This window comes from Micromonospora sp. NPDC023956 (genome assembly GCF_040639195.1).
Taxonomy (GTDB): domain Bacteria; phylum Actinomycetota; class Actinomycetes; order Mycobacteriales; family Micromonosporaceae; genus Micromonospora.
In genome coordinates this window covers 39,750-62,226 of sequence record NZ_JBEZZN010000018.1, presented here as the reverse complement: position 1 = coordinate 62,226, position 22,477 = coordinate 39,750, and the positions used below count along the sequence as shown (strand labels likewise).

Genomic DNA, 22,477 nt, shown 5'->3' with positions numbered 1-22,477 from the left:
AATCGGTCGATCCGCCCCGTCCTGGCCGGCGCGTGTGACTGCGGCCCGTGCGGCGGGGTCAGCGGTTCCGGGTGTGCGGCGCCCACCCGGTCAGGTCGCGTCCGCCGCGCAGCAGGAGCAGCCCGGCCGACAGCCGCACCGGTCGCCCGCGTCGGCGCCATCCGCCGCGTCGTCGACGAGCGCGGCGGTGGGTGCGCAGCAGGCGTCGCCACGCCAGGCCTCCCGGCCTTCCTTGACCGCCACGGCGGCGATGACCAGGGCGGCGACCGGGTCGGCCCACGACCACCCGAACAGGCTGTTCAGCCCCAGGCCCACGAGGAGGACGGCAGACAGGTAGGTGCAGAGCAGGGTCTGCTTGGAGTCGGCAACCGCCGAACGGGAGTTGAGCTCCCGGCCGGCACGGCGCTGGGCGTACGACAGCACCGGCATGGTCGCCAGCGACAGCGCGGCCAGCACCAGCCCGATGCTGGAGTGCTCGGCCTCGGCGCCGCCGACCAGGGCCCGCACCGACTCCACCGTCACGTACGCCGCCAGGGCGAAGAACGAGACCGCGATGATCCGCAGAGCGACCTTCTCCCGGGACTCCGGGTCGCGGCCGGCGAACTGCCACGCCACCGCTGCCGCCGACGACACCTCGATCACCGAGTCCAGACCGAAGCCGATCAGCGCGGTCGACGACGCGATCGTGCCGGCGGTGATCGCCACCACCGCCTCGACGACGTTGTAGGTGATCGTCGCGGCGACCAGCAACCGGACCCGCCGGGTCAGCAGCTGACGGCGCGCCGCGGACGGCCCCGCCGGTGTCGCTTCGACCAGCGGCAGGTTCATCAGCAGCAGCCCTTCTCGTCGGAATCCGGGCAGGCGGCCGGGTCGACCGCCAGCACCAGGCCCAACAGGTCCCCGAGCGCGTGCGCCAGGCGCGCGTCGGCCAGTTCGTACCGGGTGCGCCGCCCCTCCGGCACGGCGGCGACCAGGCCGCACCCGCGCAGGCACGACAGGTGGTTCGACAGGTTCTGCCGGGTCGTGCCGAGCAACTCGGCCAGCTCCGCCGGGTATCCCGGCCCGTCACGCAGGGCCAGCAGCAGCCGCGCCCGGGTCGGATCCGACAGGGCGTGGCCGAACCGCGCCAGCACCTGCCCGTACGTCAACGTCTCCACACCGAGAATAGTACAGCCAACGATGTACTATTCACGATGCTCGGCACCGCAGGCCTACCGCACACCCGGTTGCCGACCCGGTACACCGGAGGTTTACGGGAGGATGACAGCCGCGCGAGGCCACAGGCGGAGGAGGGCGGCTCCGCCAGCCTGAGCGCCGGGCGCCGCCGTCGGCCTCAGCCAGCAGTCCCGGAGGCCTGGTAACCGGCGCGCGGAGCCCGTACCGCCGGGCCGTTGCCCGCTCCGGGGCGGAAGTCGCGCGCCGCGCCGGCAACCATCTCGTCGGGATCGCGACCGAGCGCCTGCCGGATGTGCGGCGGGACCACCTCCGACCTCGCCATCGCCATCCGGACCTGCACCGAGCGGTCGTCAAGCAGGCGTCGCAGATCCGCCTCGTCCAGCTCCAGCGCAAGCACCAGCGCGACGCGGACGTCCACCACGGGATCCTGGGCAAGTACGCTGCGCTGGGCGGTGGTGGTCCGCGGGTTGCGGGCGAGCCCCTTGCGTACCCGCGCGGTGCGGTCGGCCATCAGAGCGGTGATCACGTCGGGGTCATGGGTGTGGGTGGCGAGTCGTTCCCGTACCTCGGGTGAGACGTCGTCGACCAACCGCGCGGCCAGCTCGGGCTCCAGCTCGCGGCTTTCCGCGAGGAGACCGCGTAGCTCCTTGTCGGAGGCCTCCAGCATCACCTGGCGAATCGACTCGTCGCAGGCCGGGTTGCCGGCGACCGCCCACCGGACCCACCGGTCGGCGTCCTTGACGAGTCGCAGGAGATTGGCGACCGAGGTCGAGGGGTTCCTCGCCACCGCCTCCCGGACATGACGATCATGGTCCCGGGTCAGCGGTCGCAGTGCCTGCGCGGGCGCGTCGGTGCGGTTCGCGACCGCCTTACGGACCACGGCCGACGGGTCGGACGCCAGGTCGATGAGGGTCAGCTGGGGCGTTGCGGGATCCTGCGCCAAGGCGAGCCGCGCATCGACGCCGTCACCCGTCGCCGCGGCGGCACCTGACCCACTGTGACGGTTGGGCCCGCCGACGTCCTGCTGTTTCCCCATGGGCGACATCATGTCACGGACAGTCCGGGGAGCCGCGAGCCCCGACCAGCACACGGTGATCGGAGCCTGGCCATGGCCCGGTCGATGTGGGACCGGCTACCAGATGATCGTCCTGCCCCGGGTCGCGCCTCATCCTCTGTAGCTTGGCGAGCATGGCCCCGATCCGCACTCTCGCGTGGCGTACCCCGGTCCGCGATGTTCAGGTCACCGCCGGCTCTCAGACCAACTGCAGCGGCTTCGCCCGCGCGGTGGCGGACTTCGAGCCGCAGCCAGACCCTTCGGACGGCTTCGCCTTCCTGGTCGCGCTCGAGGAGCGGCCCGGCACGTTCCACGACGACGAGCTGGCCGCGTGGTGCTGTGAGCACGTCGAGTCGGGCGTCCGAGCGGAGCTGGCGGAGCAATTCGGCGGAATGCTGCCCCCGGTGCGGGTGGTGCTACGGCGGGTGTTGCAGCACCCGGTCGACTCCAAGGAGGCACGTAACCAGGAGGCTGGCCGGCGCCTGGTGCTCCGCGCGCTGGAGACGCTGGAGTCCCCGTCCTCGTCGCGAGGCTCCCACTGATCCTGACGCGGTTGGCCCGCTGCCCACTCCCGCGATGCCGGAGCCCTGCCGGTCGAGGCCGCCGAGACGGGCGACGGCGAGGCTCGCCGCGAGCCAGCCCGACACATTCCCTCAGTCAGCGATTGATGTGGTCGGCGCAGAACGCCGAATTGTCCGGGCGCGGTGGCCGCGCCCAAGCGGCCACCCTACCGTCGGCGTCTCCCCCCGCCGGTCGACATCCAGGCGGCGGTGACCGTGCTAGGCCGCCGCGATACCGCCCGCGACGGTGGTCATCTCCACGCCGCATTTGTGGCGGATCCACCCCGATCTCACCAACACCAACCTGACCCTCGCCGACCTAGCCGGCGCGTACCTGCCCATGGCGAATCTGTACGACGCGGACCTGACCGGCGCGGACCTGGAAAGCGCGAACCTGACCGGCGCGGACCTGGCTGGCGCCCGGACCGATGACCGCACCCGGATGCCTGCGGGAGTGCCCCGGCCAGCGCCGTGTGATTGACGCGCCTGCCGGACCGGCTACACCGGTAACCACCAAAGAGCGCTGGGGCGGTCTGGGCCGTGTCGTCGATGTTGGGGGGCCCGAGTGGCGGCGCCACAGCAGTGCCCGCCGCAGCGGCGGTGACCGCGTGCCGCAGCGGCACCTTGGCCGCGGTGAAGATCGCCGACAGCAACACGGCCGCGTCGTCTACCGTGCTCGCTGGCCCGCGGCCGGGACCCTACTCCCGAGGTCACCCTGGTGACTTGCGCCGTCGGGCAACCATCCCGCCACCCTGGACACGGTTACCGACGTCAGGTCGGGGGCAGCGACTGGCGGTAGAACCCGGCCGGGTTCGAGATCTGTGCTACGGTTGCCCAGTTGCAGTTTTGATTTCCGTAGACGTTCTCGACGCCTGTTGGGGTTATCTGAAACCCTTGCAGGCGTTTTTTCGTTTGTCGTGTCGGTTCCGGCGCGGGTGATCAACGCGGCGGCGTAAGGGTCCGCGCAGTGCGGTCTCTAACAGCCTGCGAAGGAGCAGACATGGCTACAGGTACCGTGAAGTGGTTCAACGGCGACAAGGGCTTTGGTTTCATCGCCCAGGACGGCGGCGGCGCTGACGTCTTCGCCCACTTCTCCGGGATCTCGGCGAGCGGCTTCCGCAGCCTCGACGAGAACCAGCGGGTGGAGTTCGACATCACCCAGGGCCAGCGGGGCCTGCAGGCGGAGAACATCCGCTCACTCTGATCCGCAAGGTGCGAACGGCGGCCCGACTGGTTCAGCGGGCCGCCGTTCGGCGTCTCCCCCACGCTACCGGGACACGCGCGCCGATCTCACCGCCGCCACTGGCGCGCGCATCGCTGCGGTCGTGCGTGCGACGTGGTCGTCAACCGACGACGGCGGCAGCGGCGCCCACCCGCAGAGCGATCCCGCTCTTCTCGATCGCGATGGCCACGACCGGGCCCCGCAACGGTGTACTCCACGTCAACCTGTCCACGTCTTCGGTCAGGTGCTCTGAAGTGACCCCTATCGGCCGGACACCTCGATGTCTGTCAGGGACTCATGGTGGATCTTCTCGTAGGTGTCGGCCTTCCACCACCCACCGCCTGGAGTACGTGCCACAACCTTCCACGCGGTCTGATGAAGACCATGATGCCCGGGCTGCCCTAGGGGCAGCGCGACGGCCAGAGCCCCCTGCAGAAGCCGCAGCCCGGGTCAGAACGGCTGGGTGCCGCCGCTGGCGCGAAGTTCGCCCTCGCTCTTCACGTCGATGATGTAGGCCGAACCGTCCGAGCCCTTGCAGCGGATCGACGAGCCCTGCCGGTTGGTGAGGCCACCCTCGCACTGGAGGGTCACATCCTCGCCGAGGTCGCGCTTGACCGCAGTGGCCCCGTCCTTCTGTAGCTGCTCGTTGGACCAGTCGCCCTCGTGTCCGCCACCACAGCCAGCAAGAACGAGGGCCATGCTAACGGCAATGATCACGCGCGATGTTCTCATGACAGCTCCTTCAGACGGGGACGGCTGATCTTAACGATCAGGTCCGACATGACCGTGCGCCTCGAACCCCGCATCAGGACAACCCACGACCAGACACCACTGCCACCCATCTCAACACCGACTCAACCTTTTCAGCGGAGCCGACAAGGCTGCCGACGGTGAACCGGTGATGACCGCAATCGGCATTGCTCTGATTGCTCTTGCACCTGCAATCGTCTTCCTGCTCTGGCGGTCGTACCGCAGGACATGGGCGCGCGGGCACCCAGGTTGTACTGCTTCGAAGCTGGCTCCGGCGCGGCACGCCGACCACGAAGACTATCCGTTGACCATCATGGATGAGCTGCTCTAAGCTCTTGGAAAGCGCTTTCCCCGCACTGCCGTCGATCCGGCCAAGGAAGGAAAACCTGTGGGACGCGTACTCTCATCGGCACTGACCGCAGCGCTGGTGGTCGGCACCGTGGCCATCGCCCAACCCGCTCAGGCCGCCCCCTACTTCACGACGACCCCGCCTGACGGCTGCTATCTCGACGTCTACACACACCAGGGCTTCGTCTACAGCTCGATGACCTCCTGCACGAGGGGGCACGGCTTACACAGGGCGGCGGCGCGGTGCGCCGACGGGCAGACTGTCTACGGCTTCACCCAGGAGATGGAGTACTCCCGTACGTCCATCGCCGAGTGTCGGTCCTCCGTCTATCCCTGGGAACCGAAGCCGGCCGTCGAGGTGTGGGGCGAGTACTTGATCGACTTCTGAGCGGCTCGAGGCTGCAAGTATCGCTGCCCCGACCCCCCGCGACGATCTGGAGGTCGACTCACCCCCATGCACCCCGAGCGCCGGAAACGCCGTCGCCCAGCGGATAACGGTGGCGCCGGTGTCACCAGTACTGGTGACACCGGCGTCACCGTTCCCGGGTCGTCCCTGACGCCGAGGGTCGGCCAGCCGTGGCGGGCTCATGGGCGGGCATCCGGAGCGAGTTGGGTCTAGGGGTCACCACCCTGCCGCCGAAGGTGACGACGAGGCGGCCGTCGGAGACGAAAGACCAGACAAGGACGCCGGTGTACTGGGCGCATCGGGATCCGTCGGAGCCGGACCAGAACTCGTTCGAGCTGTCGGAGTTGCCGATGATCTTTAGCTGACCCGGCACCACGGCTCGGTCTGGCCGGTGGTCTGGCGGCCGGACCAGGCCCAGGTGGCGACCAACAGCAACGACGGCACCACCCGGCTCTGGGACATACGGACCGGGCAGCTTCAGCCCACCCTTCGCGGACACGGACGGCGGGTCACCTCGCTGGCTTTCCGGACGACGGCGAGGTGCTGGCCGCCTGCGGCAACGACGGCGTGGTGCACCGCCATTGGCACGTGGTGCGCCTCACCGACAGCGGCGCCGAGCGTCTCAACGAGGCCGAGTGCCCGCTGGCCGCCGCGGAGGACGAGGTGCTGGGCGCGCTGGATCCGGCCGAACGCGACAGCCGCTACGAACTGCTCCGGCGGGCCACCAGCGGAGCGTCGGTGACGTGCGTCGAGCCGACCAGAGACGACCCGGGCACCGGCTGCTGACCCGGCGGCGCGGGGCCAGCGCCTCCGCCGGCCCGGCCCGGGTGGGCGCTCAGGGCTTGCGGGCGACCCCGCCGAGAATGGTGTGGTAGGTGTCGGTCTGCCGGGAGCCCTCATCGCCGTCCGGGCGCCAGTCAGCGAGGGGGACCAGCCCGGGAGGCAGCAGCTCCAGGCCCCCGAAGAAACCGGTGATCTCCTCACGGGTGCGCCACCGGCCGGTGCCCAGAGTTTCGTTGAAGACCTTCTCCACCGCCCGCGCCCGCCGTGAGACCTCGGGCTGTGCCTCGCCAGGGTCGTGGAAGTGCGAAATCGCCAGGTAACTCCCGGCGGGCAGGGCGGCGGTGAGCCGGCGGGTGATGCCCCGTGGGTCGTCGTTGTCGTGCAGATGGTGCAGGATCGCCAAGAGCAACAGCCCGACCGGCTGGTCGAAGTCGATCAGTTTCCGCACCTCAGGGTGCGCCAGCAACTCCTCCGGCTGCCGGACATCGCCCCCGACCACGGTGGTGGTCCGGGCGTCCGCGAGCAGGACCCGACCGTGCGTAAGCGCCATCGGATCGTTGTCCACGTAGACCACCCGCGCGGTCCGGTCCACCTGGTGGGCGATCTCGTGCACATTGCCCTGGCTGGGCAGCCCTGAGCCGAGGTCGAGGAACTGCCGGATGCCGGCCTCCGCGGCCAGGTACCGCACCGCCCGACGGAGGAAGGTCCGGCAGGCCCGAGCCGCTTCCAAGCCGTCCGGCGTAACCTGCAACGCCATCTGAGCCGCCTGCCGGTCGACCGCGAAGTTGTCCTTACCGCCCAGGTAATAGTCGTAGATCCGGGCGATGCTGGGCCGGGTGGTGTCGACACCGGGCGCAGGAACCTTGCTCGTCAACGCTTCGATCCTCCGTACGGCAATGTCGTTCGCCGGCTGGCGCGAGCGACCACAGCAGGGGCAGCGCACCGACACCGGACCAACCCACCACTGTAGACATGCCTGAGGGTAGATGAGGCGTTGCCGGCCGAGCGATCCCGTGCCGCAGCAGGGCCGCGCGGCCGCACGACGACACTGCCTAAACGGCCGACCTGCACGAGGGCGCTGATCCGCCGCGAGCAACTGGCAGCGTCGAGCGCACAACGGTGGACCACCGGTTACGACACGGACTCACCCTTCACGTCATCCACCGACGACCCTCTGGCGAGGACCCTCAGACCGTCTACAAACCCGCAGTGGACATACGCTCTCAAATCACCCACTCAGGCATGTCGGGCGCTGAGTCGTCGCGACACGGTCAGTCGTTGTGCGGGGCCGATGCCGTTCGAGGCGACGAAGCCGGAGAAGACCAGCAGCCCGTCCGGCCGGACGGTCAGTGTTCCCTGTACGTCTCGGTGCTCGATGAAATAGAGCGCGATGTCGTAGGCGTCCAACGCCTCGTCGTCGACCGTCAAGGTCATGGTGTCGCCCGCGGTGGTGAGGGGCACGCCTCGGAAATACAGAAGCGGCGGCGCGAGAGCCCACTGCGACGTTCCGGCGGGCGTTGCCGCAGCGCTCAGCTCGGCGGTGAGCAGGCCGGAATCGCCGATCACGACCGAACTGCGGTCGCCGTCCACCCCCAGATCAACACCGCCCAGCCGAAACTCTTCCCTCACCGACGCAGCGTATCCGCCGTGAGCGGCTGAGCCGAAAGTCGCGGCCAACTGTCGGGCGTTGCCCGTTTCGCGGCCCTTGCCGCGATCAGGATGGCATCAACCGCGGCGGTTGCGTTGCGTTGCACGTACACGCGTCGTTGATCGATCGAAGTCTCACCGACCTTCTCTCCCTCGGCTACGTGGAGTTCCTTCCAGCCGACCCGGAGAAGCCCGATCCTCTCGCCCGCCAGCTCGCGCCCCTCGCTCCGCTCGGGCTCCCCATGATCGCCACCGGCTTCGTGCTCGGAAGGACGACCTCTCCCTGCTCGAGCATGGCTCCCACCTCGATCAGCTCGCCGCCGCAGGAGCGCGCATCCCCAAGCCGCGCTCGACTTCGTCGTAGACATCGAGTTCCGGATCGGCCCTGCCAGCGGAAGCGGGATCGCGGATCGCCTGGCCCGCTTTTCCGGTGCTCATCACCGATACCTTCACCGCCCTGGATGTCGGGACCGGTCTGGGGAAACCGGCGCGTACCTCGAACTCGGCGACGGACGAACCCGGCCGCAGACCTTCGCGTTCTCCGCCGCGCTACGCCTGCTGCGGTCCCGCTGAGAGCCACAGGGCGGCACGCTGTTTGCAATACGGGTACGCACCGAGGAACGCCAGCAGGGCGGATCCGGAGACCAGCGCCGCGCTCGCGTCGAAGTCGTACACGAGGTACACGCTGTTCGCCTCCGGGAACCGTCGGGCGAGGTCCACGTCCGCGGCCGCCGCGAACGAGCCGCCGTAGCTGTGACCGGCCAGCGAGTACGCGCCGCCGGCGAACCAGGCTGCCTCCGCCTGGTCCTCGTCCACCCACCCGAGCCCGTGATCGCGGGTGAACGGACTCCAGCTCTCACCGTCGGGCGGGTAGCGGAAGCTCACGTAGTCGTCGAGGGCACCCTCGTCAGATAGCCGGCCTGCCCAGATCGACACGAGCCCCGGGACCTGGAGGGCACCGTCCTTCCTCATGTCAGGCTCTCGTCCCGCACGAGCGACTCGAAGTCCGGGGCCACTGGGCGGTGGTCTTCCGGGTGCCATCCGAGGCTGCCGGAGTGGGACCACACGACCGGCTGCCGTCCGTTGTTGTGACCGGCGCGCGCGTCCAGCAGGTAGAGGCCACCGCCGCCGTCGAAGGCGAGCGGTACCGCCGCTGGCATGTACTCGGCGAGCTCATAACCGCGGAAGGCCTCGGCCATCTCGGCGCCGCACCAGCCGAACTCCGCATACCGGTCACCCGCAGTGCGGGAACACCAGAGGACACCCGCTCCGAGCATCTCGGCGAGCAGAGGCGGCAGAACGAACGGCTCGGCGAAACCCAGACCGCTTCCGAGCTCCGCTCGGGCTCGCGCGACACCGGCCGCGTCGGGCGCGGCCGCATCGATCCGCACGGACGCGAAACGGGTGTGCCACCAGGGATACGAGACAACACCCACGCGTTCATCGTATCCAGCGGCCCCGACGGGCTCGCGGGTAACCTCATGGCGTGCGCGCCACCCGGCCCGCCCGGCTTGACCACGGACGAGATCCCGGATCCCCCACCGGAGCGGGACAAGGGTTAGCTGGTTGTGGGTTGTGGGTTGCGGGGCGGGGTTCGGCATCGAGCAGGCGAACTACGGTGTCGAGCAGCTTCCGTCGGGCGGCGGCGAACTGCGCGACGCCGACTTCTTCGAGACGACCACGCTGACCGGCGCCCGCCTCTACGTCCTCGCGGTCATCGACCATGCCACCCGCCGGGCGGATGGGCCACAGGAGCCTACGTCCTGACGGCGGACGCGCCGGAGGTCCGGCACACCGATACCAGTGGAGCGCTCCCAATGGCCAATTGACAGGGCGTCACGGCGCGGCTTCGATGAATTCATCGAACTTCGCAGATCTGAGAGGATCTCTGTGAGCCCACCGCTCCGTCACCGTGGCACCGTCCTGCTCGCCGTCGTACTCGGCACCGTGGCCACCACCGCACCCGCCGCCTCGGCCGGCTCCTCCGGCCCCGCCACGCCTGCCGCCCTCTGGGCGAGTACGACCGGGAGCAGCATCTCGCTCACCTGGGAACAACCGCGTACCGGCTCCCGGGCCGTCGCCTTCCGGGTGTACGAGGACGACCAGGTGGTGGCGCGGACCACGACGACCGCCACCTACCTGGAGGTCCCGTTCGGCTCCACGCACACCTACACCGTCACGGCGGTCGACCGCCGGGGCCGGGAGTCCGTCCGCGCCACTCCGGCCACCGGGCGGTCCTGGCAGTACGGCTACAACCCCGAGTGCATGCCCGATCCCGGGGTGTCGATCTCGGTCCGGGAGGTCACCGCCTCGGCGGTCGCCGTCGCCTGGACGCGGCACCCGCTCGGCGGTGACCTGGAACTGCGTGTCGACGGCCGTAGCCTCGGCCCGGTCTCGGGGACCAGCGCCCGTGTCGGTGGCCTGGCACCGGCAGCCTCCCACCAGTTCGCCCTCTACCGCTACAGCCGGTGCCCCGGCAGCGGCGGCCCCCGGCTGGCCGGCTCCATCACCGCCACCACCGCACCGGGTGACCCGGCCCGGCTGGCGGCGCCCACCGGGCTCACCGTGACCGGTCGGACCGACTCCACCGTCGGCCTGTCCTGGACCGCTCCGCCCGGCACCCCGCCGACCCGGTACGCGGTCCACGACGGCGCGACGCCGGTCGCCGTCACCACCGGGACGACCGTCACGGTGGACCGGCTCTACCACGCCACCTGGCACCGGTTCACGGTCGCCGCCGTGGACGCGGCGGGCAACGAGTCCACCCACAGCGCCGCCACCACAGTCGCCACCGAGACCTGCCTGACCGAACCGCCCCGGCCGGTGGACCTGCGGGTCACCGGGGTGTCGCCGTCGTCGGTGCGCCTCGCTTGGATCTTCGCCTCCACCGCCGCCTCGTACACCGTGCTCGACGGGGACACCCCGGTCGCCACCACCCGGTACCCGGAGGTCGTCCTCACCGGACTGCCCTCCGCGTCGGCACACGCGTACCGGGTGGTCGCGAACCTCGCGCAGGGCTGCGGTGAGAGCCCCCGCAGCCGGCGGGTCGGGGTGACCACCCCGGACGGTCCGGCCACCCGACCGGCGGCGCCCGCCTCCCTCGTCGTCTCCGGCAACGTCCCGGCCGTGTGGCCGTCCTCGGCACAGGTGACCCTGACCTGGTCTCCCCCGACCGGAGGCGAGCCACCGACCGGCTACCGGTTGTACGAGGGAGCCACGGTGGTCGGCGAGACCGCCGGCACGTCGCTGACGCTTCCCGTGGGAGCGGGCACCACCCACGAGTACGTCGTCCTCGCGGTCGACGCGGGCGGCCACGAGTCGGCGCCCAGCCCACGCGTCACCGTCCGGGCCATGTACCTGCCCCCGCCGTAACGATCAGCGGCCGGGGGCCGTGACAGCGCCGTGCTGCGGCCCCCGACCGCGAGCCCGTGGTGATCCCGTCGCCCGGCGGCACCGCCGGCGTCCGGTGGGAGCGCCGACCGTCGCTTCGGTCGACCTGGCGCCCACACCCGTCTCGCCGCAGCCTACGGCTACGACGTCACCACCGACCCCGCCTGGCCGATCCTCAAAGAAACCCGCGAGCTGAAGATGGTCGCCGCCGCCGTGCCGCTGCTCGCCTCGGGGCCCCACATCGCACGGGAGTTCACAGTCCGGCTGCAATCCATCCACCAACGCGACGACACCGCACGCTGGACCCCGTTCGCCGACCTGTAACGATCGCCAGCGGTCGGCGGCAGCAAATCCGCGACCAGCGCGTCACCACCGCCTTGATGCTGGCCGTACCAGCGACATTGGTGGGCCCAAGGCCCATCTGGCCAGGAGCGAGGGGCCGTGTGAGGGCTTGTCTACGGTCGTGTGTGGTCCAGCGATGGGTGGGGCCATTGCCTTCGCTTTGGAAACCTTCAACCGCAGTGACGTCACGAGACTCTATGGCATCGCGGTCCAGGTACACCGGCTCGGTGACGGCCTCGGCCTGCCGGATGCCGGCCACCGGCGCGGGCAGGTCCAGTCAGGCCCTGACGCATCCCCAGCTATGGATTGGCGGCGTCGCACCCAAGCGATAGATGCACATGTATCGTGTGCCCGGCGCTGGACGCTCCCGCGCGTTGGACTCGTCACACAAGGGCGGCACCGTCCGACCCGGCAAGGGACCGAATGATCAATCCTTTGACACCTCAGCCGGTAGCCGGGCGGAGTCCGAACGGCCGGTGGCTGTGGCGCTGCTCGACGCGAACCCGCCGCCGCAGGGCCGGTAGGGCAACCGCACCGTCGGCCCGAGGTGCGCCACCTCGGGCCGACGGCACAGGACTTCCACGGTACGTCCGCGCTGGGCGGCGGTGACCGCGCCGTCCTCGGCCGGGCGTCATCGGAGCCACCCTCGCCGCTCAGCCGGACCTCTGCCGGATGCCACAGGGCAGCGACCCCGGTTGACCGACGTTCGGCGACCGTATCGATCAGCTCGAACCCGGGCTCGACGCGCTCCATCAGAATCGACGACCGCGCCGACACCTCCACGGGTGCCGGCTGCGGACGCGGACCGGACGAACCGCCAGACCCTCGCCGCAGAACCGGTGAGACCACGTTCCGGGGCAGCGGCCCGGGACCCCTGAGGAGACGAACAGTGACAACAACACGATGGCGGCGCGCGGTCGCCGGAGCCGTGTCGGTGGCAATCATGACGGTCGGCGTGATCGCCGCCGTCGCATCGCCCGTCCAGGCGGCTCACGGCACCCGCCTATTGGGCCCTGGCGAGCGACTCACCGGCGGGCAGCATCTGGTCTCCAGCAACCGGCAGCACAGGTTGGCCATGCAGTCCGACGGCAACCTGGTCCTCTACCGGCCGGACGGCTCGTACTCGTGGCAGACCGACACTGATGGCCATCCGGGCGCCTACCTGGACATGCAGACCGACGGCAACCTGGTCCTGTACCGGGCCAACGGCACGTTCATCTGGCAGACCAACACGCCCGGCCGGGCCGGAGCCCGCCTCGAACTGCAGGACGACGGCAACCTCGTGCTACTGCAGTCCGGCCGGGTGCTGTGGCAGACCGACACCTGGATCCCCAAGAGTGTCCTGTCGGCGGGTGAGCGGTTGACGCCCGGTCAGGACATGTATTCGGCGGACAGGCGCCACAAGCTGGCCATGCAGACCGACGGCAACCTGGTCCTGTACCGGCCGGACGGCTCGTACTCGTGGCAGACCGACACTGATGGCCATCCGGGCGCCTACCTGGTCATGCAGACCGACGGCAACCTGGTGATGTACCGAGCCAACAACACGTCCCTCTGGCAGACGAGCACACCCGGCCGGGCCGGAGTCCACCTCGTACTGCAGAACGACGGCAACCTCGTGCTGTACCAGGGCGCCACGGCGATCTGGTACACCAACACCGTCGTGGGGCAGCACTCGCTTCCGCTGCCGCGCAGCGCCGCGCCCCGCAGCAAGTACGACGACCCGCATCATGACTACCCGGCCATCGACATCGGGGTCCCGACGGGAACGCCGGCCCTGGCCGTGGCGAGCGGCACCGTCCAGACGTTCTACAACGCCAGCTGCGGCAATGGCGCCACGCTCACCGCGCTCGGCGCGATCTTCACGTACTGCCACTTCTCCGCCCACCGTGTCGGGTCTGGTGCGCAGGTGTCCGCAGGTCAGCAGATCGGCGACACGGGCAACACCGGCAACTCCACCGGGCCACACCTGCACCTGGCGATCCAGGTGGGCGGCGGCCGCCGCTGCCCCCAGCCGTGGCTTCTGGCCGTGTACGACGGGGCCGCGCCCCCGCCGGTGACCAGCCTGCCGACTTCGGGCTGCAGCTACTGACGAGCGACGGTGCGAGCGCCACGGCTCCCGGCCCTGGCGTTCGCGCCACCGACTCGCCCGGTGAGCCGGAGAGCTACCGGGGCAGCCCGCCGTGAGTCTCCCCCGCTTGATGGAGCGGTGGCTACCTGCTGCCGGTTGGTGCAGGGGTGATGACGTCTGGCTCGGCCGGGTTGGTCTGTTGGTGGTGCCAGGCGGTCTCGTACTCGTCGGGGCTGCGGTCGCCGAGTTCCTTTGGACACGGCGGGCGTCGTACCAGCCGTCAACGTAGGCGAAGATTGCGTGCTCGGCCTCGTCTCACTGGACGTTTGTTTCGCCTTCGCGGCAGTAGCGACCGATCTACGTCTCAGCCTCGGTAGTGCAAGATGCCGGACCTGACCTGGAATAGACGTTTCTCGTAGCGGGTGGCCAGGGCTCGGTTGCGTTTGAGCTGGTGGATACCGCACTCCACGGCATGGCACCGCAGTCCAGCAGGGTGACCAGGTCACGGGCTCATCACACCGGGAGGTTCCTCCGGTCGAGGCTTCCAGTCGCGGTTCGTGTGGGTGCCGCGACAAGGACACCGGAATCCTCGCACTGCGGCACCAGATCATGGTCCTGCAACGACAACTGCACCGTGACCGGGTCCGGTTCACCCCAGCCGACCGGGCGTGGCTGGCAGTCCTCCTACACCCGCCCGCCTCTACGTCCTCGCGGTCATCGACCATGCCACCCCCCGGGTCCGGGTCCTCGGTTCGACCGCGCACCCGACCGCGGCGTGGGTGGCCCAGATCGCCCGCAACCTGGTCATGGACCTCAAAGACGCGGGCTGCCCGGTGAAGTACCTGATCCGCGACAGGGACGGCAAGTACCCGGCCGCGTTCGACACGATTCTCGCCGACGCCGGCAGATCAGGTACTCCGTTGGGACTTCGGTGGGTGGGGTTTCGATAGGCTGAGGCCCGTCCTGCCGTCGATCGCTGGAGACGACATGTGGTGGTCGGGCGTTGGCATCCTGGCGGTCATCTTTCCCGCCGTCACGGTCGCCGTGGGATACCAGCTCGGCGGCTACCCCGGCGTACCCTGCGGCTTCCTCGTGGCCGGTATCGCGACGTGGTTCGTCGGGCGGCGGATGAACCGCACCGACGACCCGAAGGCCTACCACAATGAACACCGCTTGTACTCGATCCCCATGCAGTACTGGGCGTTCCTCTGGGCGTTCTTCGCGCTGACGCAGACCGTTCTGGGGCTCCTGGGAAAGGCGGGCTGGCAGCAGGAGTGACGGATAAGATCACTTTCCTGCGGACGATGGGGGCCGCCGGCAACCACTCGGCGACTGTCGGTCCTTTGCGGCAACGGCGGGCTCTTCCTCGACTTCGAACTCGAACGCGGCGCGGACGGCGCGATGACCGGGTACTGCTTCCCCGGGCTGTTAGTCGACCTGGTCGCCCTGTTGGGCAAGGGCCGACGCGACGAGACCCACGACCTGTTCGACGCACACCTGCCGCTGGTGCGCCACGAACAGCAGCCCGGAGCCGGGCCGGCCGTCCGTTCCGGGGACGGTGCGAGAAACGGGCCGCAGCGACAGACCGGCCGTATGGAGCCGGCCGACCGCTGCGGCCCGATCGCAGACCGCCCTCGGCGGCGGTCACCGTGGTACGGGTACGGATCACCGTGGTACGGGTACGGAGAGGATGCCTACGGTGTCACGTCGACCACGCCGACGCCGGTGTTCTGAACAGCCTGCGTCCTGGCATCCTGCGGGCTGAGCGTGTCGTAGGCGTAGGGGACCGTGAAATCGGTGGTCGACCTCAGGTGCGCGTTCGGCGTGTTCACGTAGACGTTGTCCACCAGGTTCCAGTACCCGGTCGTGTTGCTGCCGTAGAACCAGCCGACCGGGCCGTGGATGTCGCCGGTCACCTCGTCGACCGCCCCGGTGCCGACGTTCTCGAAGTAGTTGCCCTCGACCAGCACCTGCGCGCCCATCCGGGCGTTGATCGCGGTGTCGGCCACGTCCTGGAAGTAGTTGTTCAGCATGTGCACGTGCGAGCGGCGGATGAGCGGGACGCGGGAGTTCACGTTCTGGAACCAGTTGTTCGCGTACGTGATGAAGTCGCCCGCCGAGCTCTCGCTGTCGCCGCCGGCGGTCAGCCCGGTCTTCCACGAGTCGTGCAGGTGGTTCCACGAGACGGTGACGTACCGCGCGCCGTCCTTAATGTCGATCAGGCCGTCGTAGTAGTCCTTGTCGACGCCCTGGAACACGTTGTAGATCTCGTTGTGGTCGATCCAGACGTTGGAGCTGTGCTTTTGGACGGTGATCCCGTCCCGTTCCCCGGTGTCGACGTGGTGGATCTTCAGGTTCCGGATCACGACGTTGTGGGAGTTGCGGAGGCTCAGCCCGACCCCGTCGAACTCGCCCTGGGTGCCGACCCCGAGGATGGAGACGTTCTCGACGTCGTTGACGTGCATCTTGGCGTCGCTGAACTCGGACGACCTGATCGTCTGGTCGACATAGATGACCAGGCCCTCGTTGGACGGCCGGTCGTCGTGTTCCTTGATCAGGTCGTACATCGCGTCACCCGGGTTCGAGTATCCGGCGCTGGGCCAGTACTCGCTGAGGGTGTACTCGTGGACCACCTTGGCCCCGAATCCGCCGGTGGTGCCACCGTTCATCGAGGCGTACCCGACCGGCTGCTCGGTCTGCGCGGGAGACGTCGGGCTCGCGCTCAGCGAACCGCTCTCCGGGTTGCCGCTGAGCGGTGTGGCAGCACTCGTGGACGGGGCGGACATGGTGACGGCCACGACAGCCAGGGTGGTGATCCCCGCTGCCAGGGTGGCCGGGCCCCGGCGTTGCCGGAAGGTGGCAAGCAATCTCACGGGTGGGCTTCCTTTCGGGAGGAGGTACGCGCGGGAAACTCGGGGGAAGGTACGTGCGGGAACGAATCCGGCTCTCCCGGGCCGGACGGGCACCGTTCCGCGGTGCCCGTCCGGCCCGGCTCGGCCAAGAGCGGCTAGGGCGTCACCGGCTTGCCGCCGAAGGTCACGACGAGGCGGCCGTCCGCGGCGAAGGACCAGCCCAGCGCGCCGGTCAGAGCGGAGCAACGGGATCCGTTCGAGCCAGCCCAGAACTGGTTCGACCCGTCGGCATCACCGATCACGCGGTCGTTCGTGCCGCTGCTGCTGAAGCAGGAGACGTTGTTGCGGAACACCGACGTGCCGCCGTCGAACTGGAAGTTGCGCTCACTGTTGTCGATGCTGATGTTGTTCGACACGGACATCGTGCCGAGGTTGCGGTTGTAGGTGAAGCCGTGTTTGCCGTTGTTGTAGGCGATGTTGCGCCGGATGACGTGGTTGACCCCGATGTCCTCGCCACCGAGCTTGTAGCCGTTGCGGTCACCGTTGCCGGCCTGGCTGCCGTCGCTGAGGGTGCCGTTGTCGTAGCTGAGGGAGTCCTCGATGGTGACGATGCCGATGGGACCGGTGTCCGGCTTGGTGAAGAGATCCCAGCCGTCGTCGATGTTGTGGTGCGACACCGCGTAGCGGAAGACGTTCCCGGGGCCGACGGTGAGCTTGGGGGCGAACCCGTCGGCGTCCTCGCCGTCGGAGTCGGCGTTGTCGTGCGACTCCGCGCTCAGCACGAGGTTGTTCGCCGGCCACTGGTCCTTGGGGGTGTCAGCGGTGGCCCGCGAAATCTGCAGCCCCGAGTCGCGGTTGAACCGCGTCACGGTGCGCTCGAAGATGTTGTTGCTGCCGCCGACGAAGATCCCGTTGTCGCCGGCACGCTCGACGACGATGCCGTGGACGTGCCAGAACGACCCGTTCACGGCGAGCCCCCGGTTGGCCGGGTCCTCGCTCTGCGCCGAGAAGTTCAGCACCGGGGTCTCCCCCGGGTAGGCGGACAGCTTCTTGCGGGCGGTCGAGGTGCCGTTGTTGCCCTGCGCGATGGTGACCGTCTGGGCGAACCGGTAGGTCCCACCCCGCAGGTAGATCGTGCCGCCGGCACCGATCCGGGTGATCGCCGTGGTGAGCGTCGTCGGGTCCGACTCCGTTCCGGATGCGCTGTCGCTACCGGTCGGGGACACGTACAAGGTCTGGCCGGTGGGCGGCGGGGTCGTGGGCGGTGGAGTGGTCGGCGGTGGAGTGGTCGGCGGCGGAGTCGTGGGCGGTGGGGTGGTGGGCGGGGTGGTGCCGGAGTCGGTGACCGTGATGTCGTCGAAGCGGGCGCTGGCGTAGCCGGTGAACAGACCCACCCGGCCGGCCGGGATGGCGGTGCTGGTGGCGGTCCCAACCAGGGTGCCGTCGAGATAGCCGGAAACAGTGCTGCCGGTGGTGTCCAGCCGCAGGGTGTACCAGGTGTTGGTGGCGACGGGCCGCGACACCGAGGCCAGAACGGTGATGGCGCTACCGTTCATGTACTGCAGCTCGACGCGGTTGGTGCCGGTCAGGGCCAGGCGGTACATCTTGGTGGAGCCGGCGGCCCGGGAGGCCAGCGCGGCGACGCCGCCGGAGCCGAAGGCCAGCGGCTTGACCCGACCCTGTACGGAGTAGTCCGTCCAGCTGGTGGAGCCGGCGAACTGGCGGGCCCGGTCGGTGCCAGTGTTGGTCTGCTGGAGGGCCTTGGACCCGTCGGCGACGACGGTCCAATCGCCACCGGACTTCGACCAGCCACTGATGCCGGACTCGAAGTCGGCGCTGAACAGCGTGGCGGCGTTGGCGGGTGTGGTCGCGATGGTGGCGGTGAGTGCCGCCAGGGGGAGGGTCATGGCTGCCGCCACGAGGCTCCCGACGCGGCGGCGCCGCGAAGGTGTCGACGTCTTCATGGTGTTGGTGGGGTCCTTCCTGCGGGTGGTCTCCGGTGGTGCCGCTACGCGGGTAGGTCAGGGCCGATGGAGCTGGTGCCGTGATGAGCGGGGGTGGCTGCTGGTAACGACCACGCCCGGTCCGGTGGGCGTACGCGAACGAGCGAGCACCGCGTCCTTCGACCGGACCGGACGGGGGGGGGTGGGACCAGGGCGCAGTGGGTGGGCATCGACGGCGTGCCGACGGCTGCCTCAGCCGCCGCGTGGCGCTCGACCTGGTGGGGGCACGGTTCCCGGCCCGGCTCTCCACCGTGGAGTGGCTGTGGGGCACCACTGTAGGGAGCGGCACCGATTACAGTCAATGGCTTTCGGTAACTCCGCCGCTTTTTTGTTTCACGGATTGACGTAAACGGAAATGTGGTCGTAACCTGTCCGGCAACGTCGGGCCGGCGCCCGAGTCGTCGCGTCGAACGAGGAGGTGCGATCACCCGATCGAGGGAGCGGCGTCCCAGTGCTCGACTCCCCCGCCCACCCACCACCACCGCCACCGGCCGCCGACCATCCCCGGCCCGGGTCACCCGCGCTCGACGTCACCCGTCCGCGCCGCGACCACCGGCCCCGGCCGCGCATCCACCCCGGCCACCGGGCCGTCCGCTGAAACGTGACAAACATTGACAATGCCGGCTCGTCCGGCTACTGTCCGGGATGCGGAAAGCGCTTTCCGAGAGCAGCCGTCGGGACGACGGGCAGCGTTTCGACAGCGCCTCCCGAGGCGCACCGCGCACCCGATCAGGCGTGGTTCGACGGTGCCGCCCGAAGCAGCCAGATGCCGGGGCGCTGGCGGATCTGGTCGATAGAGGTCAACGCGGCCCCGATGACTGCGCCGTCGGGGCCGAGGAGTGCGGGTCGGACGCTGACCGGAGCCCAGTCGGTGGTGAGGACGCGCCGGCTGATCTGGTCCCTGGCTCCGTCGGTCAGCCAGGACGCGAGGAGGGCGAAGCTTCCGCCGAGCAGAACGGTGTCGCTGTCGAGGATGTTGAGGGTGTCGGACAGGGCGACACCCAGGGCGGTGCCGGCGGTGTCGAGCGCGGCGAGCGTTTCGGGTTGGCCGCTCTCGGCCCGGATGGTGATCGCGGTTTCGGGGGTGGTGCCGGCCGGCGCTGGCTCGTCGCCGAGGATGGCCTCCAGGCTGGCGTACGTTTGCAGGCAGCCCTGGGAACCACAGGGGCACGGTCTGCCGTCGGGGTAGACGGTGACGTGCCCGAGTTCGCCGCTCCAGCCGCGCATGCCGCGCATCAGCCGCCCGTCGAGGACGATGCCGGCACCGATACCGAGGCCGCCGGAGACGTACACGAAGCTGCTGAGCGTGTTGTCGCTGGCATAGAGTTCGCCCAGTGCGGCGAGGTTGGCTTCGTTGTCGACGGTGATGGGCAAGTCGAGGTGCGCGGTCGCTTCGCGCAACAGGGCGCCGGCGTCCACGTTCCGCCACCCCAGGACGGGGGCGGATCTGACCAGGCCCGAGTCGACCGGGCCGGGCACCGCGAGGGTGGCGGTCACCACCGTCAGGTCGGCGGCGGCTGCGGCTTCGACCGCGGCGTCGGCCATCCGGGCGAGGTCGGCCAGCACGGCCGGTGCGGTGGGATCGGCGTAGGTCGTCGGGGTGAAGGCGAGGTGCCGAAGGGTGCCGGTGAGGTCGACGATGCAGGCGGCGAGGCCGTCGGCGCGGATGTCGAGGCCCAGCCCGGCCGGTCCCTTGTCGGACACGGTCAGGCCGACGCGGGGGCGGCCGGCGCGTCCGTCGTGGGTGTAGCCGACCTCGCTGACGAGCTGGCCGGCGATGAGTTCCTCGACGATCCGGGTGATGGTCGGTCTGGTCAGGCCGGTGACCGAGGCGAGTTCGGTGCGGGAGATCGGCCGGGCGGCGGCCAGGATGTGGCGGAAGACCAACTCGATGTTGAGGGTACGCAGGCTCTCCTGCCGGGCCGGTTCGACGCGCGACTGAGGGCTGCTGGGTCGGATGGGCGGGGTCATGGCGCCTGCCGCACGCTGTCGGCAAGCTCGGTGGCTGCCGCGAACGACGGGCTGCCATCGACGATCAGGGTGGTGACGCGTTTGATGATCATTTCTCCGGGTGCGAGGACCAACGGTCGGTCCCACGTTACTGAGGAACAGACGCCGAGGTAGTCGCGGGCTCGGACGAACCAGCGGTCGTGCACGGTGGTTTCGTCCGGGTGTACGAACAGCATCGTCCAGGAGCCGTCGGCGCCGGTGCCGGTGACCGCGACCCAGGCGGCGGTGCTTCCGTGGACGGATCGGACGTCGGTGCCGGCCGGGCTGAGGATACGGACCCGGTCGGCGGTGGGGCCACGCCAGAAGAAGCCGCCGTAGCCGGCGCCGACGCGGCCGTGCGCGATCGGGCTGCGGATGGGCAGCGGCCCGTCGGTGGCGTTGGTGAGCTGGGTGTGGACGCTCAACGACCAGGCGGTCCGGTCGATCGGACGGCAGGTGATCGACCGGCGCTCGTGCAGCAGGACGGTGTCGCGCGCGTCCGTCCAGCGCAGGGTGTGAGCGAGTGCATCCGGAGCGTGGCGGAGCCACCGCTGGTGGTGTTGGATGCCGTGGTTGTCCAGCCAGGCGGGGCCGTGGCCGGCGACGAAGGTCCGACCGCCCCAGAAGTTGCGGCCGGCGACGTCGGGGGCGGCGATACTGATGCCGAACTGGTGCCGGTGCGAGTCGGGCGCGGCATCGGTGACGGTGATACCGGCCAGCGTCCGTACGGGGTGCAGGTAGGGGCGTGGGGACATGGCCAGGGGCACGTCGGGCTTCCACACGTACCGGGCCACGTCGTGTCCCTGGCTCCGCAGGACGGCGGTACCGCGTGGCTGGTCGGTGAGCACCGAGTGGGGTACGTCCGAACCCGCCATCGCTTCCTCGCTGCCTCTCGTCGCCTGGCCGCCCTGGTCGGTCCGCCGCCACGATCCGCGTCCGAGCCGGCTGGCTGCGCCTGTCGGGTCCACTCGACGCCTGGCGGTCATCGCAGCTAGTCCGCGTCGGCCGCGAATTCCGCGACGGCGGTGGCGAGGGCGGCGACTTCTCGAGAGCGTAGCCTGCCGTCGGCCACGATGGTCAGGACCCGGCGGCGCACCCGTTCGCCGGGGCCGACCAGCAGGGGCTGGGACCAGGCCAGCGACGAGCCGACGCCGACGTAGTCGCGGCTGCGCACGAACCACGGGTCGATCGGCTGTGGTCGCCCGACCGGGACGAAGACCAACGTCCAGGGTGCGGGGTTGCCGCCGGTCAGGGCCAGCCAGGCGGTCCGCCGGCCGTGCAGGTGTCGTTCGCCGGTCCGGTCCGGCCCGAGCACGTTGACCTGCCGGTCGCCGCGCCGGGCCCGCCAGAAGAAGCCGCCGTATCCGGCACCGGGTCGGCCGTTGGTGGCCGGGCTCGCGAAGGCGAGTGGCTCGCTGGTCACGTTGGTCAACTCGAAGCCGAAGTCGAGGGTCCAGGCGTCGTCGCGCAGCGGCCGGGCGGCGATGCGGCGCCGTTCGCGTACCAGGTCCTTGCCGGCCGGACCGATCCACCGCAACTCGTGGTCGACGGCGGTGTCGGTGCAGTCGGTCCACTGGTGATGCTGCTGGATCCCGTGGTTGGGCAGGTGGGTCGGTCCGCGACCGCTCACGAAGGTGCGGCCGCCCCAGAAGTTCGCGCCGTCGAGGTCGGGGACGGCGACGCTGACCCCGAGGTGGTGCAGGTGGTCGGCGGGCATCGACTCGGTCACCTCGGTGTCGGCGAGGGTGCGCACCGGATGGAGGAACGGCCGTGGGGACACGGTCTTGGGCAGGCTCGGCTTCCAGACGTAGTCAGCGACCGGGCGCCCGTCCACGGTCATGCTGATCGTGTCGGAGAGTGTGGCCAGTTCGTGCATCGGTGGCC

The 22,477-nt window shown here is 69.8% G+C and carries 24 protein-coding genes and 1 pseudogene; 11 read left to right on the top strand and 14 right to left on the bottom strand.

Going from position 1 to position 22,477, the window contains the following annotated elements:
- Positions 1 to 90: 90 nt before the first annotated feature.
- From AB0F58_RS26360 to AB0F58_RS26350, 3 genes are all read right to left on the bottom strand, one after another.
- On the bottom strand, positions 91 to 828 hold the full coding sequence (locus AB0F58_RS26360) for a cation transporter (RefSeq protein ID WP_357148236.1): 738 nt from the start codon (positions 826 to 828) through the stop codon (positions 91 to 93).
- Positions 828 to 1,157: a metalloregulator ArsR/SmtB family transcription factor gene (locus tag AB0F58_RS26355; protein WP_357148234.1), complete on the bottom strand. Its 330-nt coding sequence runs from the start codon at positions 1,155 to 1,157 to the stop codon at positions 828 to 830. Before AB0F58_RS26355 ends, AB0F58_RS26360 begins: the two co-directional genes overlap by 1 nt.
- A 176-nt stretch (positions 1,158 to 1,333) precedes the next feature.
- Positions 1,334 to 2,212, bottom strand: a complete 879-nt coding sequence (locus AB0F58_RS26350) for a hypothetical protein (RefSeq protein WP_357148231.1) — start codon at positions 2,210 to 2,212, stop codon at positions 1,334 to 1,336.
- Positions 2,213 to 2,364: 152 nt separating this feature from the next.
- Between AB0F58_RS26350 and AB0F58_RS26345 the strand changes: the two genes are divergently transcribed.
- The 3 genes from AB0F58_RS26345 to AB0F58_RS26335 all read left to right on the top strand — a co-directional run bounded on the left by AB0F58_RS26345 (position 2,365) and on the right by AB0F58_RS26335 (position 3,994).
- Complete coding sequence (locus AB0F58_RS26345) at positions 2,365 to 2,772, top strand: hypothetical protein (protein WP_357148228.1); 408 nt, start codon at positions 2,365 to 2,367, stop codon at positions 2,770 to 2,772.
- A 265-nt stretch (positions 2,773 to 3,037) separates the two neighbouring features.
- Complete coding sequence (locus AB0F58_RS26340) at positions 3,038 to 3,271, top strand: pentapeptide repeat-containing protein (protein WP_357148226.1); 234 nt, start codon at positions 3,038 to 3,040, stop codon at positions 3,269 to 3,271.
- A gap of 519 nt (positions 3,272 to 3,790) precedes the next feature.
- Positions 3,791 to 3,994: a cold-shock protein gene (locus AB0F58_RS26335; protein ID WP_088983346.1), complete on the top strand. Its 204-nt coding sequence runs from the start codon at positions 3,791 to 3,793 to the stop codon at positions 3,992 to 3,994.
- 468 nt (positions 3,995 to 4,462) lie between these two features.
- Here the strand turns inward: AB0F58_RS26335 and AB0F58_RS26330 are convergent, their stop codons facing one another.
- The gene (locus tag AB0F58_RS26330) at positions 4,463 to 4,729 is read right to left on the bottom strand and encodes a hypothetical protein (protein ID WP_357148222.1); all 267 of its coding nucleotides are present in this window, start codon (positions 4,727 to 4,729) and stop codon (positions 4,463 to 4,465) included.
- 421 nt (positions 4,730 to 5,150) lie between these two features.
- Between AB0F58_RS26330 and AB0F58_RS26325 the strand changes: the two genes are divergently transcribed.
- Together AB0F58_RS26325 and AB0F58_RS26320 are read left to right on the top strand one after the other, a co-directional pair.
- On the top strand, positions 5,151 to 5,498 hold the full coding sequence (locus AB0F58_RS26325; RefSeq protein WP_357148219.1) for a hypothetical protein: 348 nt from the start codon (positions 5,151 to 5,153) through the stop codon (positions 5,496 to 5,498).
- Between the two features lie 558 nt (positions 5,499 to 6,056).
- On the top strand, positions 6,057 to 6,302 hold the full coding sequence (locus tag AB0F58_RS26320; protein ID WP_357148358.1) for a hypothetical protein: 246 nt from the start codon (positions 6,057 to 6,059) through the stop codon (positions 6,300 to 6,302).
- A 49-nt stretch (positions 6,303 to 6,351) separates the two neighbouring features.
- Here AB0F58_RS26320 and AB0F58_RS26315 read toward each other — a convergent pair whose 3' ends face one another.
- The 5 genes from AB0F58_RS26315 to AB0F58_RS26295 form a co-directional block, all read right to left on the bottom strand.
- Positions 6,352 to 7,173, bottom strand: a complete 822-nt coding sequence (locus AB0F58_RS26315) for an SAM-dependent methyltransferase (protein ID WP_357148216.1) — start codon at positions 7,171 to 7,173, stop codon at positions 6,352 to 6,354.
- A 362-nt stretch (positions 7,174 to 7,535) separates the two neighbouring features.
- Positions 7,536 to 7,928, bottom strand: coding sequence for a hypothetical protein (locus AB0F58_RS26310; RefSeq protein ID WP_357148213.1), 393 nt, complete (start codon positions 7,926 to 7,928; stop codon positions 7,536 to 7,538).
- A gap of 327 nt (positions 7,929 to 8,255) precedes the next feature.
- Positions 8,256 to 8,384, bottom strand: a complete 129-nt coding sequence (locus AB0F58_RS26305; protein ID WP_357148210.1) for a hypothetical protein — start codon at positions 8,382 to 8,384, stop codon at positions 8,256 to 8,258.
- A 111-nt stretch (positions 8,385 to 8,495) separates the two neighbouring features.
- The gene (locus AB0F58_RS26300) at positions 8,496 to 8,918 is read right to left on the bottom strand and encodes an immunity 22 family protein (protein ID WP_357148206.1); all 423 of its coding nucleotides are present in this window, start codon (positions 8,916 to 8,918) and stop codon (positions 8,496 to 8,498) included.
- Complete coding sequence (locus AB0F58_RS26295) at positions 8,915 to 9,382, bottom strand: hypothetical protein (RefSeq protein ID WP_357148203.1); 468 nt, start codon at positions 9,380 to 9,382, stop codon at positions 8,915 to 8,917. Before AB0F58_RS26295 ends, AB0F58_RS26300 begins: the two co-directional genes overlap by 4 nt.
- A 130-nt stretch (positions 9,383 to 9,512) precedes the next feature.
- On the opposite strand from AB0F58_RS26295, the gene AB0F58_RS26290 reads away from it, so the two are divergent.
- The 6 genes and pseudogenes from AB0F58_RS26290 to AB0F58_RS26265 all read left to right on the top strand — a co-directional run bounded on the left by AB0F58_RS26290 (position 9,513) and on the right by AB0F58_RS26265 (position 15,027).
- A complete protein-coding gene (locus AB0F58_RS26290; RefSeq protein ID WP_357148200.1) occupies positions 9,513 to 9,713 on the top strand; it encodes a hypothetical protein in 201 nt (66 codons plus the stop codon).
- Positions 9,714 to 9,836: 123 nt separating this feature from the next.
- Positions 9,837 to 11,318: a fibronectin type III domain-containing protein gene (locus tag AB0F58_RS26285; RefSeq protein ID WP_357148197.1), complete on the top strand. Its 1,482-nt coding sequence runs from the start codon at positions 9,837 to 9,839 to the stop codon at positions 11,316 to 11,318.
- Between the two features lie 105 nt (positions 11,319 to 11,423).
- A pseudogene (locus AB0F58_RS26280) lies at positions 11,424 to 11,660 on the top strand (aminoglycoside phosphotransferase); the annotation flags it as partial.
- A gap of 952 nt (positions 11,661 to 12,612) precedes the next feature.
- A complete protein-coding gene (locus tag AB0F58_RS26275) occupies positions 12,613 to 13,770 on the top strand; it encodes a peptidoglycan DD-metalloendopeptidase family protein (RefSeq protein ID WP_357148195.1) in 1,158 nt (385 codons plus the stop codon).
- 647 nt (positions 13,771 to 14,417) lie between these two features.
- The gene (locus AB0F58_RS26270) at positions 14,418 to 14,699 is read left to right on the top strand and encodes a hypothetical protein (RefSeq protein WP_357148192.1); all 282 of its coding nucleotides are present in this window, start codon (positions 14,418 to 14,420) and stop codon (positions 14,697 to 14,699) included.
- Positions 14,700 to 14,736: 37 nt separating this feature from the next.
- Positions 14,737 to 15,027 carry a hypothetical protein gene (locus AB0F58_RS26265; protein ID WP_357148189.1) on the top strand — a complete coding sequence of 97 codons (291 nt, stop codon included), beginning with the start codon at positions 14,737 to 14,739 and terminating at the stop codon, positions 15,025 to 15,027.
- 416 nt (positions 15,028 to 15,443) lie between these two features.
- Here AB0F58_RS26265 and AB0F58_RS26260 read toward each other — a convergent pair whose 3' ends face one another.
- From AB0F58_RS26260 to AB0F58_RS26240, 5 genes are all read right to left on the bottom strand, one after another.
- Positions 15,444 to 16,622, bottom strand: coding sequence for a right-handed parallel beta-helix repeat-containing protein (locus AB0F58_RS26260; RefSeq protein WP_357148186.1), 1,179 nt, complete (start codon positions 16,620 to 16,622; stop codon positions 15,444 to 15,446).
- A gap of 134 nt (positions 16,623 to 16,756) precedes the next feature.
- Positions 16,757 to 18,508, bottom strand: coding sequence for a cellulose-binding protein (locus tag AB0F58_RS26255; RefSeq protein ID WP_357148183.1), 1,752 nt, complete (start codon positions 18,506 to 18,508; stop codon positions 16,757 to 16,759).
- Between the two features lie 825 nt (positions 18,509 to 19,333).
- A complete protein-coding gene (locus tag AB0F58_RS26250; protein ID WP_357148180.1) occupies positions 19,334 to 20,575 on the bottom strand; it encodes an ROK family transcriptional regulator in 1,242 nt (413 codons plus the stop codon).
- On the bottom strand, positions 20,572 to 21,468 hold the full coding sequence (locus tag AB0F58_RS26245) for a PmoA family protein (RefSeq protein WP_357148177.1): 897 nt from the start codon (positions 21,466 to 21,468) through the stop codon (positions 20,572 to 20,574). The genes AB0F58_RS26250 and AB0F58_RS26245 overlap by 4 nt, the downstream gene beginning before the upstream one ends.
- A gap of 116 nt (positions 21,469 to 21,584) precedes the next feature.
- Positions 21,585 to 22,469: a PmoA family protein gene (locus AB0F58_RS26240; RefSeq protein ID WP_357148175.1), complete on the bottom strand. Its 885-nt coding sequence runs from the start codon at positions 22,467 to 22,469 to the stop codon at positions 21,585 to 21,587.
- Positions 22,470 to 22,477 lie beyond the last annotated feature (8 nt).

What these genes read in the sequence shown, in the direction of transcription:
- AB0F58_RS26240 (WP_357148175.1), bottom strand. Translation starts at nt 22,469, where the DNA reads ATGCACGAACTGGCCACACTCTCCGACACGATCAGCATGACCGTGGAC.
- AB0F58_RS26250 (WP_357148180.1), bottom strand. Translation starts at nt 20,575, where the DNA reads ATGACCCCGCCCATCCGACCCAGCAGCCCTCAGTCGCGCGTCGAACCG.
- AB0F58_RS26305 (WP_357148210.1), bottom strand. Translation starts at nt 8,384, where the DNA reads ATGAGCACCGGAAAAGCGGGCCAGGCGATCCGCGATCCCGCTTCCGCT.
- AB0F58_RS26245 (WP_357148177.1), bottom strand. Translation starts at nt 21,468, where the DNA reads ATGGCGGGTTCGGACGTACCCCACTCGGTGCTCACCGACCAGCCACGC.
- AB0F58_RS26360 (WP_357148236.1), bottom strand. Translation starts at nt 828, where the DNA reads ATGAACCTGCCGCTGGTCGAAGCGACACCGGCGGGGCCGTCCGCGGCG.
- AB0F58_RS26255 (WP_357148183.1), bottom strand. Translation starts at nt 18,508, where the DNA reads ATGACCCTCCCCCTGGCGGCACTCACCGCCACCATCGCGACCACACCC.
- AB0F58_RS26300 (WP_357148206.1), bottom strand. Translation starts at nt 8,918, where the DNA reads ATGAGGAAGGACGGTGCCCTCCAGGTCCCGGGGCTCGTGTCGATCTGG.
- AB0F58_RS26345 (WP_357148228.1), top strand. Translation starts at nt 2,365, where the DNA reads ATGGCCCCGATCCGCACTCTCGCGTGGCGTACCCCGGTCCGCGATGTT.
- AB0F58_RS26335 (WP_088983346.1), top strand. Translation starts at nt 3,791, where the DNA reads ATGGCTACAGGTACCGTGAAGTGGTTCAACGGCGACAAGGGCTTTGGT.
- AB0F58_RS26350 (WP_357148231.1), bottom strand. Translation starts at nt 2,212, where the DNA reads ATGGGGAAACAGCAGGACGTCGGCGGGCCCAACCGTCACAGTGGGTCA.
- AB0F58_RS26265 (WP_357148189.1), top strand. Translation starts at nt 14,737, where the DNA reads ATGTGGTGGTCGGGCGTTGGCATCCTGGCGGTCATCTTTCCCGCCGTC.